The 13,994-nt window shown below is 75.2% G+C and carries 15 protein-coding genes; 11 read left to right on the top strand and 4 right to left on the bottom strand.

Features of this window, described 5'->3' with window-relative positions; translation table 11 throughout:
* Nucleotides 1–20: 20 nt before the first annotated feature.
* Nucleotides 21–1,901 (bottom strand): propionyl-CoA synthetase, encoded by a 1,881-nt coding sequence (locus AB0N90_RS21850; protein WP_365198961.1) that lies wholly within the window; start codon nucleotides 1,899–1,901, stop codon nucleotides 21–23.
* A 177-nt stretch (nucleotides 1,902–2,078) separates the two neighbouring features.
* Here AB0N90_RS21850 and AB0N90_RS21855 point away from each other — a divergent pair, with 177 nt between their 5' ends.
* Complete coding sequence (locus AB0N90_RS21855; protein WP_365198963.1) at nucleotides 2,079–2,984, top strand: GNAT family N-acetyltransferase; 906 nt, start codon at nucleotides 2,079–2,081, stop codon at nucleotides 2,982–2,984.
* A gap of 25 nt (nucleotides 2,985–3,009) precedes the next feature.
* Here AB0N90_RS21855 and AB0N90_RS21860 read toward each other — a convergent pair whose 3' ends face one another.
* Nucleotides 3,010–3,447, bottom strand: coding sequence for a hypothetical protein (locus tag AB0N90_RS21860; protein WP_365198965.1), 438 nt, complete (start codon nucleotides 3,445–3,447; stop codon nucleotides 3,010–3,012).
* A 196-nt stretch (nucleotides 3,448–3,643) separates the two neighbouring features.
* On the opposite strand from AB0N90_RS21860, the gene AB0N90_RS21865 reads away from it, so the two are divergent.
* Nucleotides 3,644–4,198: a hypothetical protein gene (locus AB0N90_RS21865; protein WP_365198967.1), complete on the top strand. Its 555-nt coding sequence runs from the start codon at nucleotides 3,644–3,646 to the stop codon at nucleotides 4,196–4,198.
* A 91-nt stretch (nucleotides 4,199–4,289) separates the two neighbouring features.
* Here AB0N90_RS21865 and AB0N90_RS21870 read toward each other — a convergent pair whose 3' ends face one another.
* Both AB0N90_RS21870 and AB0N90_RS21875 read right to left on the bottom strand, forming a co-directional pair.
* Entirely contained in the window at nucleotides 4,290–5,186 is an 897-nt protein-coding gene (locus AB0N90_RS21870) for a universal stress protein (RefSeq protein ID WP_365198969.1), read from the bottom strand.
* A gap of 58 nt (nucleotides 5,187–5,244) precedes the next feature.
* Nucleotides 5,245–5,613 (bottom strand): CBS domain-containing protein, encoded by a 369-nt coding sequence (locus AB0N90_RS21875; protein WP_365198972.1) that lies wholly within the window; start codon nucleotides 5,611–5,613, stop codon nucleotides 5,245–5,247.
* A gap of 568 nt (nucleotides 5,614–6,181) precedes the next feature.
* On the opposite strand from AB0N90_RS21875, the gene AB0N90_RS21880 reads away from it, so the two are divergent.
* The 9 genes from AB0N90_RS21880 to AB0N90_RS21920 all read left to right on the top strand — a co-directional run bounded on the left by AB0N90_RS21880 (nucleotide 6,182) and on the right by AB0N90_RS21920 (nucleotide 13,983).
* Nucleotides 6,182–6,619 carry a hypothetical protein gene (locus AB0N90_RS21880; RefSeq protein WP_365198975.1) on the top strand — a complete coding sequence of 146 codons (438 nt, stop codon included), beginning with the start codon at nucleotides 6,182–6,184 and terminating at the stop codon, nucleotides 6,617–6,619.
* The gene (locus tag AB0N90_RS21885; protein WP_365198976.1) at nucleotides 6,616–7,548 is read left to right on the top strand and encodes a hypothetical protein; all 933 of its coding nucleotides are present in this window, start codon (nucleotides 6,616–6,618) and stop codon (nucleotides 7,546–7,548) included. The genes AB0N90_RS21880 and AB0N90_RS21885 overlap by 4 nt, the downstream gene beginning before the upstream one ends.
* Nucleotides 7,535–8,971 (top strand): V-type ATPase 116kDa subunit family protein, encoded by a 1,437-nt coding sequence (locus AB0N90_RS21890; RefSeq protein ID WP_365198977.1) that lies wholly within the window; start codon nucleotides 7,535–7,537, stop codon nucleotides 8,969–8,971. Before AB0N90_RS21885 ends, AB0N90_RS21890 begins: the two co-directional genes overlap by 14 nt.
* On the top strand, nucleotides 8,956–9,369 hold the full coding sequence (locus AB0N90_RS21895; RefSeq protein ID WP_162136125.1) for an ATP synthase subunit C: 414 nt from the start codon (nucleotides 8,956–8,958) through the stop codon (nucleotides 9,367–9,369). Before AB0N90_RS21890 ends, AB0N90_RS21895 begins: the two co-directional genes overlap by 16 nt.
* Nucleotides 9,370–9,371: 2 nt before the next feature.
* Nucleotides 9,372–9,599 (top strand): V-type ATP synthase subunit F, encoded by a 228-nt coding sequence (locus AB0N90_RS21900; RefSeq protein ID WP_365198980.1) that lies wholly within the window; start codon nucleotides 9,372–9,374, stop codon nucleotides 9,597–9,599.
* A gap of 85 nt (nucleotides 9,600–9,684) precedes the next feature.
* Complete coding sequence (locus tag AB0N90_RS21905) at nucleotides 9,685–10,194, top strand: hypothetical protein (protein ID WP_365198982.1); 510 nt, start codon at nucleotides 9,685–9,687, stop codon at nucleotides 10,192–10,194.
* Complete coding sequence (locus AB0N90_RS21910; protein WP_365198985.1) at nucleotides 10,191–11,930, top strand: V-type ATP synthase subunit A; 1,740 nt, start codon at nucleotides 10,191–10,193, stop codon at nucleotides 11,928–11,930. The genes AB0N90_RS21905 and AB0N90_RS21910 overlap by 4 nt, the downstream gene beginning before the upstream one ends.
* Nucleotides 11,927–13,366, top strand: coding sequence for a V-type ATP synthase subunit B (locus AB0N90_RS21915; RefSeq protein ID WP_365198987.1), 1,440 nt, complete (start codon nucleotides 11,927–11,929; stop codon nucleotides 13,364–13,366). Before AB0N90_RS21910 ends, AB0N90_RS21915 begins: the two co-directional genes overlap by 4 nt.
* On the top strand, nucleotides 13,363–13,983 hold the full coding sequence (locus AB0N90_RS21920) for a V-type ATP synthase subunit D (protein WP_365198989.1): 621 nt from the start codon (nucleotides 13,363–13,365) through the stop codon (nucleotides 13,981–13,983). Before AB0N90_RS21915 ends, AB0N90_RS21920 begins: the two co-directional genes overlap by 4 nt.
* Nucleotides 13,984–13,994: the final 11 nt, after the last annotated feature.

The following is a 13,994-nucleotide window of genomic DNA, read 5'->3' on the forward strand; positions in this document are numbered from 1 at the left end:
CGGGGGCGAAGGCGTCGGCATCAGTTCTCCTTGCGCAGCGCGAGGCGCAGTGATTCCAGTACGGCGGGGTCGTCGATGGTGGCGGGCACCGGGGCGTCGTCCCCGTTGGCCAGCGAGCGCATGGAGGCGCGCAGGATCTTGCCGGAGCGCGTCTTCGGCAGGGCCGCCACCACCGTGACGTCCCTGAGCGCGGCGATCGGGCCGATCCGGTCGCGGACCTCGCGGATGATCTCCGCCTCCACTTCCTCGGCGTCGCGGACGGCGGTGGCCTTCAGCACCACGAAGGCGCGCGGCACCTGCCCCTTGAGGGCGTCGTACACCGCGATGACCGCGCACTCGGCGACATCGGGATGGGCGGCGACGACCTCCTCCATCGCGCCCGTGGACAGCCGGTGCCCGGCGATGTTGATCACGTCGTCCATGCGGCCCATGACGAACACATAGCCGTCCTCGTCGCGGTATCCGCCGTCGCCGGTGAGGTAGAAGCCGGGACAGCGGGACAGGTACGAGTCCACGTAGCGGTCGTCGTCCCCCCACAGCGTGGTGAGCGTCCCGGGCGGCAGCGGCAGCCGCAGCGCGATGGCGCCCTCCTCGCCCGCCGGGCGCTCGTGGCCCTCGAAGTCGAGGATCCGCAGGTCATAGCCCGGCATGGGCACGCTCGGGGAGCCCGGCTTGACCTCCATCGGCTCCAGGCCACGCGGGTTCGCGGCGATCGGCCAGCCCGTCTCGGTCTGCCACCAGTTGTCGATCACGGGCACGCCCAGCGTCGTACGGGCCCAGTCGTAGGTGTCCGGGTCGAGGCGCTCACCGGCCAGGAACAGACAGCGGAACGGCGTCATGTCGTATCCGGCCTGCAGCTCGGCGGCCGGGTCCAGCTTCTTGATCGCGCGCATCGCGGTGGGGGCCGTGAGCAGTGCCTTCACCCGGTGCTCGGCGACGACCCGCCAGAAGGCACCCGCGTCCGGGGTGCCGACCGGCTTGCCCTCGTAGAGGACGCTGGTGGCGCCGACGAGCAGCGGGGCGTAGACGATGTACGAGTGTCCGACGACCCAGCCCACGTCGGAGGCGGCCCACCAGACGTCACCCGGGCCGATGTCGTAGACGTTGGCCATGCTCCAGGCGAGCGCGACCGCGTGGCCGCCGTTGTCGCGCACCACGCCCTTGGGGCGGCCCGTGGTGCCCGAGGTGTACAGGATGTAGAGCGGGTCGGTGGCGGCGAGCGGCACACAGTCGGCCGGTGCGGCGGAGGCCATCGCCTCGTCCCAGTCGACGTCGCGCTCCGACAGTTCGGCGTGCGCCTCGGGGCGCTGGAGGATCACGCTGATGTCGGGCGTGTACGTGGCCAGGCGCAGCGCCTCGTCGAGCAGTGGTTTGTAGGGGATGACGCGGCTGCCCTCGATGCCGCAGGAGGCGGACACGACGACCTTGGGGCGGGCGTCGTCGATGCGCAGGGCGAGTTCGCGCGGCGCGAATCCGCCGAAGACGACGGAGTGGACCGCGCCCAGCCGGGCGCAGGCCAGCATCGCGACGACCGCCTCGGGGACCATCGGCATGTAGATGACGACGCGGTCGCCCCGGCCGACGCCCAGTGCGCGCAGCACACCCGCGAACCGGGCGGTGAGCCGCCGGAGTTCGGCGTAGGTGTACGAGGTGGTGGTGCCGGTGACGGGGCTGTCGTGGATCAGTGCCGTACGGTCGCCGTGGCCGGCGTCGACATGCCGGTCGAGCGCGTTGAAACAGGTGTTGATCCTTCCGTCCGGGAACCACCGGTAGAAGGGTGCCCGGGTGTCGTCCAGGATGTGTGACGGCTCCTCGTACCAGGTCAGCGCGGTGGCGGCAGCGGCCCAGAAGCCCTCCGGGTCGCTGATGGCACGCTGGTACTGCTCGCTGTAGACGCCCATCTGCGTCGTCACTCCTCGGGGTAGCACGCGCGGACCGCCCGCCTGTCCTCCATAGGCAGACACTCCTCATGGAGCCCCCTCCTCATATTGTCGCCAGACGGCCGCGCGTACCCGGATCGCCGACGCCCCTGCGAAATTCACTCGCTCGGGTGGCTGACCGCGTGATTAGTGTGCCGGGTGACAGAATTCAGGATTCTCGATGACAGCACGGCGTGGCGGGAGGACGTCGAGCGGCGGCTCGTCGACGCATACTTGGCGGCCGGTCTCGGCGCGGCCGCGGCGCAGGAGTACGTGACGAAGGGGCGCGCTCTCGCCGGGGACTGGACGGTCGCGGAGATCGCGGACGCCGGGGCCCGGGTGGGCTGCGTGGCCGTGCGGGTGGGTGAGGAACGCGGGGCGCTCACGGGGCGTATCGGGGATCTGCACATCGACGCGGACCACACCGGCCGGGGGCACGAACGGGCCGCCCGGGAATGGGCGGAGGGGTGGTGCGCCGACCGGGGCGCGCGTCTGGTGAGCACTCGGTTGACCGATCCCGCCCTGGGTGAGGTGTTCATCGCGTACGGTGTCCGCGGGCAGGTCAGGGTGCGGCCGGTCGAGGCCCCGCCGGAGCCGGTCGACGGTGTCACCGGGCGGCCGATGACACCGGCCGAGTATGCCGAGTGGCTCACGCAGGAGAAGGAGTCCTACATCAGCGGCATCGTCCGGTCGGGGGCGATGAGCCGGGCGGATGCCGTGCGCAAGTCGGACCAGGACTTCGCCGGGCTGCTTCCCGAGGGGCTCGCGACGCCCGACACCACGCTCCTGGTGCTGGAGGCGGCAGGCGAGCCGATCGGCACGGGGTGGCTGAAGCACGGGTATCTGCCGGGGGTCACCTACGGGTACTCGCTGCACGTCCACGAGGAACAGCGCGGCAAGGGGTACGGGCGGGCCGCGATGGCGGTCGGCGAACGGGCCACCCTCGCGGCCGGTGAATCGGCGCTGATGTTCACGGTGTGGGGCGGGAACGAGGTGGCCATGAACCTCTACACCAGTGCGGGGTACGGGATCCTGGACGAGGAGCGTTCCGTCGAACTGCCCTGACGGCGCCCTCGCTCACACCCGGTACTCACACCCGGTACTCACACCCAGGTGTGGTTCTCGTCGGTGACGGCGTCCAGGGCGGCGTCACCGACGGCGGCTCGGGGGTGGTCCAGCGCCGCCAGCGCGGGTCCGAGGTGCCGATCTCGTGGCCGCCGTCGGGGAGTTCGTCCAGTTCCTGCTCGGCGAGGGTGGCGCGGAGTTCGGGGGTGATGTGGAGCCGGTGGATCAGGTGCAGCTTGCGCGGCGGCGGGGTCGGGCCCGGGCGGGTGACCCGTTGGTCGATGACCCGCCAGCCTCGTCCCCGCAGAAGACAAGGGCCCCCGTACGGACCTTGATACGGGAGAACGGGACCGTCGGCCCGTCGGGAGTTGCTGTCATGGCGGGCAGTATCGCAGCGCCCGGAGCGCGGCGACGGCGTGACGAGGTCCCGGGCGCGGGTGCCCACCGCGGCGAAGCCGATCACGACGGCGGCCTGGGCCCGGTGACACCGGCGGTACTCATAGCCACGGTGACACCGCAGGTAAGGACGCATGGCCCCGCCCGGTGCCGGATCCGGACCCGGGCGGCCCGTCGTGGAGGCCCCTCGGCCCCTGTGGGTACGGACCCCTCGGAGGCACCGTCGAAGGCGAAGGATTCGGCACGAGGCGGAGGTCTCCGTGATGAGCGGCAAACGGCATCTGTGGCGGTGGCGGAGCAATCCGCTGCGCCGGCGCGAGGACGTCCTGGAGGCGTGGCTCGTGCTGGCCGTCTGGGCGGTCGTGGTGCTCCTCGACGCGGTCGTCGCCCCGCTGGCGTTCCGCGCCGCCGAGCACCGGTTCGCGGAGCAGCGCGCTCAACGGCATCCCGTACGGGCGGTCCTGATGGCCGACGCGCCGCAGGGCATCGCCGCGCAGTGGTCGGCGGACGGCCGGGTGCAGGACACCGTGCGCTGGGTGGCGCCGGACGGTACGCCTCGTACCGGGCACACATTGGTGGACCCGAGCCTGCCCCGGGGCACGACGGTGCGCCTGTGGCAGGACGACCGGGGACGGCTGGTCACGACGGCGCCCACGGACCGTGCCGAGGGGCGCATCGAGGCCGGTCTCCTCGCCGCCGGTGCCGCGCTGGTCGCCGCGGCTCCGGTACTGGGCGCGGGCGCCTTCGCGCGGGCTCGTCTCGACCGGCGCCGACTGGCCCTCTGGGACAAGGAGTGGGATCTGGTGGGGCCCCGCTGAGCAACGCTCGCGAGGACCGGCCGTCGGTTGCGCAGGCAGCTGTGCAGGTGCGCGGGCCGTCAGCTGTGCGGGGCGTCCTTTGCGCGGGACGTCAGCTGTGCGGGACGACCGCGACCGGGGCGGCGATGTGGTGCAGCGCGGAGTGCAGGACATGGCCCAGGTGGAAGCCGAAGGAGCGGGTGCGGATGCGGCGGCCGACGGCCACGAGGCAGGCGTCGTGGGACTGGCCGACGAGGACCTGCGCGGCGCTGCCGCAGCGGCTCGCCTCGATCACCTCGACGTCCGGGTACTTCTGCCGCCAGGGGCGCAGCACCCCGGTCAGCAGGTCGGCCTGCCCGCGCTGCAGGTCGTCGTAGAGTTCGGCGTCGCCGTAGAAGCGGTAGAAGGAGGTCGGCGGCTCCGGCCAGACGTGGACGGCGCGCAGCGGGACTCCGTGGCGCGCGGCGGCGTCGAAGGCGAACTCCAGCACCGGTTCGGCCGGTTCGTCGACGTCGAGGCCGAGCACGACGGCTCCGCTGCCGGGCGGTGTGCCCGCCGGCTCCGTCCGCTGTGCGTCGCCGGTCTCTTTCCCCGCCCGCACCAGCACCACCGGGCGTTCGGCGCGGGCGACGACGGCGAGGCTCACCGAGCCGACCAGGAATCCGCTGAGGCGGCCAAGGCCCCGGGAGCCCAGCACGAGCAGTTCGGCGTCGCCCGCCGCCTCGCACAGCACATCGGCCACGGTCCCCGTGAGCTGCGCGGTGCTCACATCGAGGTCCGGATGGCGGGCGCGGATGCCGGTGGCGGCCTCCTCGGCCATCCGCTCGGCCCAGCGCCGGTAGCTGTCGAGGTCGAACAGCGGGGTCCTGGCCGCCATCCTGGGCGTGGGCTCCTGGACGTACACGACCTTCAGGGGCAGGCCGCGCAGCTGTGCCTCGCGGGCCGCCCACTCGGCGGCGGCCCGGCTCTCGGGCGAGTCGTCGATGCCTGCGGTGACGGTTCGGGACATGGTCCGCGCCTCCGGGGTGGGTTCCGGCACCGGCGTGATGCCGCGGTGGCGACCGGTGTCAGGTGCCGGGGCCGAGGAGGTTCTTCACCTCGATCACGTCGGCGATCCGCTCGATCTCCGCGAGCAGTCGCCGCGCGGTCGCCGCGGGCATCCGTCCGGTCAGTTCCACGATGCCGTCGTGCACGGCCACCTGCACGGCGTCCCGGTCGGCCGGTGGGCAGGTCGCCTCGACCGTGGCCTCGACCTCGGCCCGGATACCGGCGTCGTCCCTGATCAGGGCCTGGAGCAGGGCATCCCTTCGGACGACGCCGACCAGTCGGCCCGCCCGGTCGGTGACGGGCATCCGCTTGAGCCGGGAAAGGGCGGCGAGCCACGCGGCCTCGGCGACGGTCGCCCCGGGCAGCACGGTGATGGCGGGGCTGGTCATCAGGTCGGCGGCGGTCTCGCCCCGTGCCTTGCCGTGCAGCCGGCGCTCGCCCCCCCCCGATGGGGCCGGGCCGATGACCGGACGCCTCGAAGGCGACCTTGGCCGGCAGATCGGACTCCGATACGACGCCCACCACATGGTCCTCCGCGTCGACCACCGGCAGCGCGCCAGCACCCGGGCGATGTCGCGGTACGGCAGATCGGCGCGGATGTGCGCGGCGGGCACGTCCATCACGTCGCACACCACGAGCTGCCCGGGTTCGGGGGACGAAGACGGGGACGGAGACGGGGACGGGGGTGCCGGTCGTACGGTCCTGGAGGGCCGTTCTTCGAGCATGCCTCGCGCTGGGCGGAGCGATTCTCGTGCGCGTCCACGGCGGCCTCCTCGGTCCGACGGCTGCCTACGGTCCCGGTCTCGCGCGCCCGCTGCTCCTGCCAAGAGCCGAACGGCCCTGGTGGGACGGCCCCGGGGCCCTATCCGGTGCGGGGCGGGGCGGGAACGGTGAGACTGAAGGGACAGCCGACCGGCAGAAGGCAGAAGGCAGGAGTCAGGAGGCAGGAGGCCATCCATGAGCCTGCGGGACTTCCTGGAGCGGTTCCGTCCGACGGGCACGCCGGGCGCGTCCGCCGCGGGTGTGCCTGCCGACCGTACGGCCGAGCGCGCGGCGGAACTGGAGCCCGCGCTCGCCCGGCTGACGGACGCCCAGCAGGAGGCGGAGCGGATCCGGGCCGCCGGGCGGCAGGCCGCCGATGCCCTGCGCCGGGACGCCGCCCGGGAGGCCGAGCGGGTCGTGGCCGCCGCCCGGGAGCGGGCACCCGCGGTGCGCGCGCGGGCGGCCGAACCCGTTCAGCGGGAGGCCCGGCAGGGGGCGGACGCGCTGCGCGCGGCCGGGGAGCGCGCCGCCTCGGCTATCCGCGAGCGGGCCGGGGAGCGCATGCCGCCCCTGGTGGACAGCGCGGTGGCCGACGCCCTGCGCCCGGCGGGCGGGACACGGGGGAGCCCGTGAGCGCGGGGTGGGTCGCCGCCGCGGTGCGGGCCAGGGCTCTCGTCGGCCGGTGTCCGGGACCCGCGGCGACCCGGGAGATCGCGCGCGGCCCCACCTTGGACGACGCCCTGCGGATCCTGGCGTCGACGCCGTACGCGCGCCGGACGGGGACCGCGGTGGATCTGCCCGGGGCGCAGCGGGCGGTGGCCGCCACGGTGTTGTGGCAGTTGCGGGTGCTGGCCGGCTGGCTGCCGCCGGGCGGTGCCCGGCTGCTGGTGCCGCTGGCCGCCGGGTTCGAGATCGCCAACGTGGTCTCCTGGCTGGCCGCACCGGACGGGGATGCCGCGCGGGTCCCGGAGCCGTACCGGCTGGGGGCGCTGGAGACCGCCTGGCGGAGCCTGGAGCGGCACACGGGGACGCCCACGGAGCTGCGGGCCGCGCTCATCGCCTCGCCCTGGGGCGACCCGGGCGGCGACACACCGTGGGCCCTGGTGACGGGGATGCGGATGGCCGCCGCCCGGCGCACGGACATCGCCGTACCGTCCGCGCGCCGCTGGGCGCGTGCGCGCGCCGTACTGCTGCTGGCGCGGGAACGGTTCGTGCACGGGCGCTCGCTGCCGGAGCCGGTCCTGCGCGATGCGGCACGGCTGCTCGGGCCCCGGGCGCCGGGCGCCGCCTCCTACGAGGAGTTCCGTGACTGCCTTCCCTCGTCGGCCCGTTGGGTGCTGGCGGAGGCCGGGGAACCGGGCGGGCTGTGGCACGCCGAGGCCCGCTGGTGGCGCACGGTGGGCGCGGAGGGCGGAGCGCTGCTGCGGGAGGGCCGTGACGGGCCGGAGGTGGTCGTCGGCGCGGTGGCCGTGCTGTCCGTGGATGCCTGGCGGGTGCGGGCGGCGCTGGCGTCGGCGGCGCGCGGCGACCGGGCGCGGGAGGCGTTCGATGCCCTGGTCTGAGGCGATGACACCGGTCCGGATGCGCCGTGTGGCGGTGGTCGTGCCGCGGGCCGCGCTGCGTGCCGCGCTGGTGCGGATCGCGCAGGAGGGCTGTGTGGAGCTGGACCGCGCCGAGGGGTCCGCTCCGGGTGCGGCGGCCGCGCGGCTCCAGCGGGTGCGGGGGCGCGGGGCGGGTCCGGAGAGCGCCGCCCCGGCCGTCCTTGCAGGTGCCGCGCCCGACCTCGATCTGCTCGAACGGCAGGGCAGCGCGGGCCTGTTGGCGGGCGAGGCCCAGTTGGAGGAGCGGGCGGGGGCCGCCGTACGCGCGGATGAGGCCGTCGCGCTGGCCGGGTGGTGCCCGGCCGCCGAGATGTCCCGGGTCGCGCGACGGCTGGCCGCGGTGGGCGGGGCGCTGCTGCCGCTGCCGTCACCGCGCGGCACCGATCCGCCGACCCAGCTGCGGCCGCACCGGACCGCGTCCTTCACCCCGCTGGTCACGACGTACGGCACCCCGGCGTACGCGGATCTCGATCCTTCGTGGCCCGCCGGGCTCACCTATGTCGCGATGTTCGGGATCATGTTCGGTGACGTGGGGCACGGGGCGCTGCTGGTGCTGGGCGCGCTCGCGCTGCGCCTGGGCCGGCCGCGCCGACTGGCCCGGCTGCGCCCGCTGTGGCCCTTCCTGGCGGGCGCGGGGCTCGCCTCGATGCTCGCGGGCGCCGCCTACGGCGAGTTCTTCGGGCCGACCGGGCTGCTGCCGGTGCTGTGGCTGAGCCCGACGGCCGAGCCCGCCCGGCTGCTGGCCGCCGCCGTGATCCTCGGCGCGGTTCTGCTGGTCCTCGCGCATCTCTCGGGTGCGGTCAACCGGGTGCGTGAGGGCGGCTGGGGAACGGGGCTGTACGCGGCCTCGGGCGGCGCCGGGCTGCTGTTCTACCTGGGTCTCGCGGCGGCGGCCGGCGGCCTGGCCCTGCACCGGGCGCCGGTGGCCGTGGCCGGTGCCGCGCTCGCCGCGGCGGGGCTGGCGCTGGTGGCGGCCGGGCTGTACCGGGACACGGCGGGCGGCGGCCCGGGACTCGCCGAGACGGTGGTACGGCTGTTCGACGTGGTCGTGCGCGCGGGCACCAACACCCTGTCCTTCGCCCGGCTCGCGGCCTTCGGGCTCACCCATGCCGCGCTGGCCGGGCTGGTGTGGCGCGGCACCACGGCGCTGGCGGGGCGGGGCGGCGCCGGAGTCGCGGGCGCGGTGCTGCTGTTCGTCGTGGGTACGGCCGTCACCTTCGGCCTCGAAGCCCTGGTGGCCGGGGTGCAGGCCCTGCGGCTGGAGTTCTACGAGCTCTTCTCCCGGCTCTTCGGGGCGGAGGGCCGTCCGTTCCGTCCCTGGCGGGTTCCCCGGGCGGAATCCGCCGACCCCGCTGCGAAGGTGGTCCCATGCTCACCTGGCTGATCGTGCTGCCGGTCCTGGTGGCGGTGTTCGGTGCCGTCCGGCTGCTGCGCCGGCGCCGGACCGGACACGCCTTCCGGTGGCTCCTGGCCATGAACCTCGCCCTGCTGGGCGGCGCCCTGGTCGTCCTGGGCACGGCGCTCTCGGGCCCAGCCCACGCCTCCGCACAGGCCGCCGCGGGCGGCGGGACCAACGGGGCGGCGCTGATCGGGGCGGCCATCGCGGTGGCCGGCGCGTCGATCGGGGCCGCGATCGCCGTCGCCTACACGGGCGCCGCGGCGCTGGCCGCGCTCAGCGAACGGCCGGAGATGTTCGGCCGGGCGATGGTGATCGTGGGCCTGGCCGAGGGCATCGCGGTGTACGGGCTCGTGGTCGCGATCCTGCTGATCGGGAAGGCCTGACGATGGGTACCGTCGCCGCCATCGGCGCCCGCGCCGACGTGACCGGGCTGGCCCTGGCCGGGGTCGAGGTGCGGGTCGCGGAGGACGCGGAGGCGGTACGCCGGGCGTGGCGGTCGCTGCCCGGCACGGTCACGCTGGTGGTCCTCACGCGGGCGGCGGCGGCCGCGCTGGGGGCGGAGACGACGGCGCCGGCGCCGGATCGGCCGTTGACGGTGGTGATGTCGTCATGACCGTGTCCGTCTTCGTCTCCGTCTCTGCGGGCGTCTTGGTCTTTTCCCTGGCCGCGGTCCGCCCCCGCACAGCGGTGATCCCCTCGTGAGCGCGCCCCCGGACTCCCTGGACCCGGTCCGCGCCGAGCTGCTCCGAGCCGCTCGGGCCGATGCCGACGTGATGCTGGAGCGGGCGCACGCCGATGCCGACGCCGTGCTGCGCGAGGCGAGTGCCACGGCCGACGCGGTGCTGGCGCGGGCCCGGGAGCTCGGGGCCGCCGATGCCGCCGCGGGGGCGGCGCGGGAGCGGGTGCGCGCGGCGCAGGACGCCTGGGCGGCGCAGCTCACGGCCCGTGGCGAGGTCTACGACGCGCTGCGGGACGCGGTCCGCGCGGGGGTGCGGCGGGCGCTGGCGCAGGACCCGGCCGCACGGTCGGCCCTCACCGCCGCGGCGCGGGCGGCGCTGGGGCCACGGGCCCGGGTCACCGCCACCGTGGCGGGCGGTGTGACGGCCGAGGCGCCGGGTCGCCGCGTCGACCTGTCGGCGGGCGCCCTGGCCGACCGTGCGCTGGACCGGCTGGGGGTGCGGGCCGAGACGCTCTGGGAGCCGTCGTGACCACCGTCGGCCGCCCGGAGGCGGACCGCTCCCGGATCCTGCGTGTCTCCGGCCCGCTCGTGGAGGTCGGCTGCCCCGCCGGGGTCGCCATGCACGATCTGATCGCGCTGGGCACCGACCGGCTGCCGGGCGAGGTCGTCGCCATCCGCGGCGACACGGCCACCGTCCAGGCGTACGAGTACACCGGCGGGCTGGCCCCCGGGCACCCCGCGGAGCCGCTGGGTGTGCCGCTTTCGGTGCGCCTCGCGCCGGACCTGCTCGGCGGGGTCTTCGACGGTCTGCTGCGCCCGCTGGCCGACAGCGGCGATCTGCTCACCGCGGGCGGCCCCGCGACCGCCGTACCCGGGCGCGCGTCCTGGCCGTTCACGCCGCGGGTGACGCGGGGCGGCCGAGTCGCGGCCGGTGCGGTCCTCGGGGAGATCGGCGGGCGGGTTCCGCTGCGGCTGCTGGTGCCGCCCGGCCTGTCGGGCGAGGTGGGGTGGGTCGCGTCGGCGGGTGGGCATCCCGCGGACGCGGTGCTCGCCGAGGTGGGCGGGCGGGAGGTGCGGATGGCGCAGCGCTGGCCGGTGCGCAGGCCGCGCCCACTCGCGCGGCGGCTGCCGGCCGAGGCGCCCCTGAACACCGGTCAGCGGGCCGTCGACCTGCTCTTTCCGGTGGCCCGCGGCAGCACGGTCGCCGTCCCCGGCGGCTTCGGCACCGGGAAGACCATGCTGCTCCAGCAGATCGCCAAGTGGTGCGACGCGGATGTGATCGTCTACGTCGGCTGCGGCGAGCGCGGCAACGAGATGGCGGACGTCATCGAGGAGCTGGGCGCGCTGACCGATCCGCGCAGCGGGGGCCGGCTGGCGGAGCGGACCGTGACGATCGCGAACACCTCGAACATGCCGATGATGGCCCGCGAGGCGAGCGTGCACACGGGTGCGACGGTCGCCGAGTACTTCCGCGACATGGGCCTCGACGTCGTGCTGATCGCCGACTCGACCTCCCGCTGGGCGGAGGCGCTGCGCGAGTTCGCCTCCCGCATGGGCGAACTGCCCGCCGAGGAAGGCTATCCGGCGGGGCTCGCCTCGCAGCTGGCCGCGTTCTACGAACGGGCGGCGGCGGTCCGCACGCTGGGCGGCGCCACCGGTTCGGTCACGGTGATCGGCGCGGTGTCCCCGCCGGGCGGCGACCGCACCGAGCCGGTCACCGCGCACACCGAACGGGTCGTGCGCTGCCTGTGGAGCCTGGACCGCGAACTCGCCTACGCACGGCACTATCCGGCCGTGTCCTGGTCCGAGTCCTTCTCCCGGGACGCCCCCGCGCTGGGCACCGCGCACGCGCGGGCCGGCGACCCCGGGTGGGCCGAGCGGCGCGGGCGGGTGGCGCGGCAGCTGGCGTCGGCGGACCGGCTCGCCGATCTGGTGGAGCTGGTCGGCATCACCGCGCTGCCGCCCCGGGAGCGGATCGACGTACTGGCCGGACGGCTGCTGCGCGAGGCCGCGATCCAGCAGAACGCGCTGAGCCCGGCGGACGCCTACAGCACCCCCGAGAAGACGGCGGCCCTGGTGGAGGCCGTACTGACCGTGATCGACCGCTGTCTGGAACTGGTGGACGCCGGTACGGCGGTGGACGCGATCGAGGCGGTCGACTTCACGCCGCTGCTGCGGGCGCGCGAGACGGCGGCCCCCGCCGAGACCGCCCCGGTGACGGCGGCCCGCGACACCGTGCTGGCCCGGCTGAAGGAGGCGGCATGACGGCAGCACCGTCCGACCGCGACGCGGCGGCAGGAGGCGGCACGGCCGGTTCCGTGCCGGTCGAGTTCACGGGCGTGCGCGAGCTGCGCGGGCCGCTGGTCGTCGTCGAAGGGGTGAGCGGTGTCGGCTGGGACGAGTTCGCCACGATCGTCCTCGACTCCGGTGAGCGGCGGCACGGTCTGGTGCTGGAGGTGGACCGGGATCTCGCGGTGGTGCAGGTCCTGGAGGACACGGCCGGGATGGCACGCTCCGGCACCCGGGTCGCCTTCTCGGGGTCGCCGCTGCGGATCCCGGTGGGCACCGGCTGGCTGGGACGGGTCTGCAACGGGCGGGGAGAGGCGGCCGACGACGGCCCGCCGGTGCTCGGCGCCTCCTTTGCGACCGTCGGCGGCGCGCCGATCAACCCGGTGCGCCGGGAACCGCCCGACGAGCCGGTGCTCACCGGCGTGGGCGCCCTGGACGTGCTGACCACCCTGGTGCGCGGCCAGAAGCTCCCGGTGTTCTCGGCGGCGGGGCTGCCGCACCTGGAACTGGCGGTGCAGATCGCGGCCCAGGCGACCTGCGGGGGCGAGGCGTTCGCCGTGGTGTTCGCCGGGATGGGGCTCACCCACGCCGATGTGGCGTTCGTACGGGACGGACTGGCCGCGCGTTCCGCCGCGCGGGAACTGGCGCTGTTCGTCAACACCGCCGACGACCCGGTGATCGAGCGGATGCTCACCCCACGGCTGGCCCTGACCGTCGCCGAACACCTGGCGTTCACCGAGGGCCGCCATGTGCTGGTGGTGATGACCGACATGACGGCCTACGCGGAGGCGCTGCGCGAGGTGTCCGCGGCGCGCGGTGAGATACCGGCCCGGCGCGCCTACCCCGGCTACCTGTACAGCGACCTCGCCTCCCTCTACGAGCGCTGCGGAAGGATCAGGGGGCGGCCGGGGTCGGTCACCGTGCTGCCGGTGCTCACCATGCCCGCGGGCGACATCACCCATCCCGTGCCCGATCTGACCGGCTACATCACGGAGGGCCAGGTCGTGCTGTCCGCCGATGTCCAGGCGTCCGGTGTCTATCCGCCGCTGGATCCGCTCGCCTCGCTGTCGCGGCTGATGCGCAAGGGCACGGGACCGGGGCTGACCCGTGCCGATCATCCGGCGCTCGCCGCCCAGTTGATCGCCGCGCTGGCCCGCTCCCGGCAGGTGGCGGACCTCGCCGACCTGGTCGGACGGACCGCGCTGAGCCCGACCGATCTGGCCCATCTGGAGCTGGCGGACGCCTTCCGCAGCCGGTTCCTCGCCCAGGGCACCACCGAGAACCGGCCGCTGGAGGACTCCCTGGACCGCGCCTGGGAGGTGCTGCTGACCCTGCCGCGCGGTCAGCTCGGCATGATCCCGGCCGAGCTGCTCGACGCCCGTTCCCCGGCGGCGGGCGAGTCGCCGCGATGAGCCCTCGTGCGCGCCGGGCGCCGACCGGACGGGCGGGCCGGCTCAGGCTGCGCCGCAGTCTCGCCACCGCCCGGCGCGGCGCCGACCTGCTCGAACGCAAGCTCCGGCTGCTGCTGGACCGGGAGCACATCGCTCAAAAGGCGGCGCGGGAAGCGGACCGGGTGTGGCGGGAGCGGCTGGCCGAGGCGGAGACCTGGCTGGTGCGCGGGGTGCTCCTCGGCGGCGAGGAAGCGCCGGTCCGGTCGGCACCCGCGGACCGGGCACGCGTCGACGTCCGGTGGGCCGTCCTGATGGGCGTGCGCCATCCGGCGGCGGTGGACTGGACCGACCCGGTGCGCGGCACGGCGGAGCCGACCCCGCCCAACACCGCGCTGGCGCACGCCGAGACGGCGTACCGTGCCGCCCTGCGCGCCGCCGCGGAACTCGCCGTACACCGGACGGCCGCCGGCCTGCTGGCCGCCGAGTCCACGCGGACCCGGCAGCGGGTCCGCGCCCTGCGCCGCCACTGGATCCCCCGGCTGCGGGACGAACTGGCCGCCCTGGAGCTGGCGTTGGAGGAGACCGAGCACGAGGAGGCGGTACGACGCAGATGGGCCGCGACCCGGGGCGGCGGGTGACACCGGCGCGG

Origin of the sequence: Streptomyces sp. NPDC093018, assembly GCF_040684035.1 — a bacterium.
GTDB lineage: Bacteria > Actinomycetota > Actinomycetes > Streptomycetales > Streptomycetaceae > Streptomyces > Streptomyces murinus.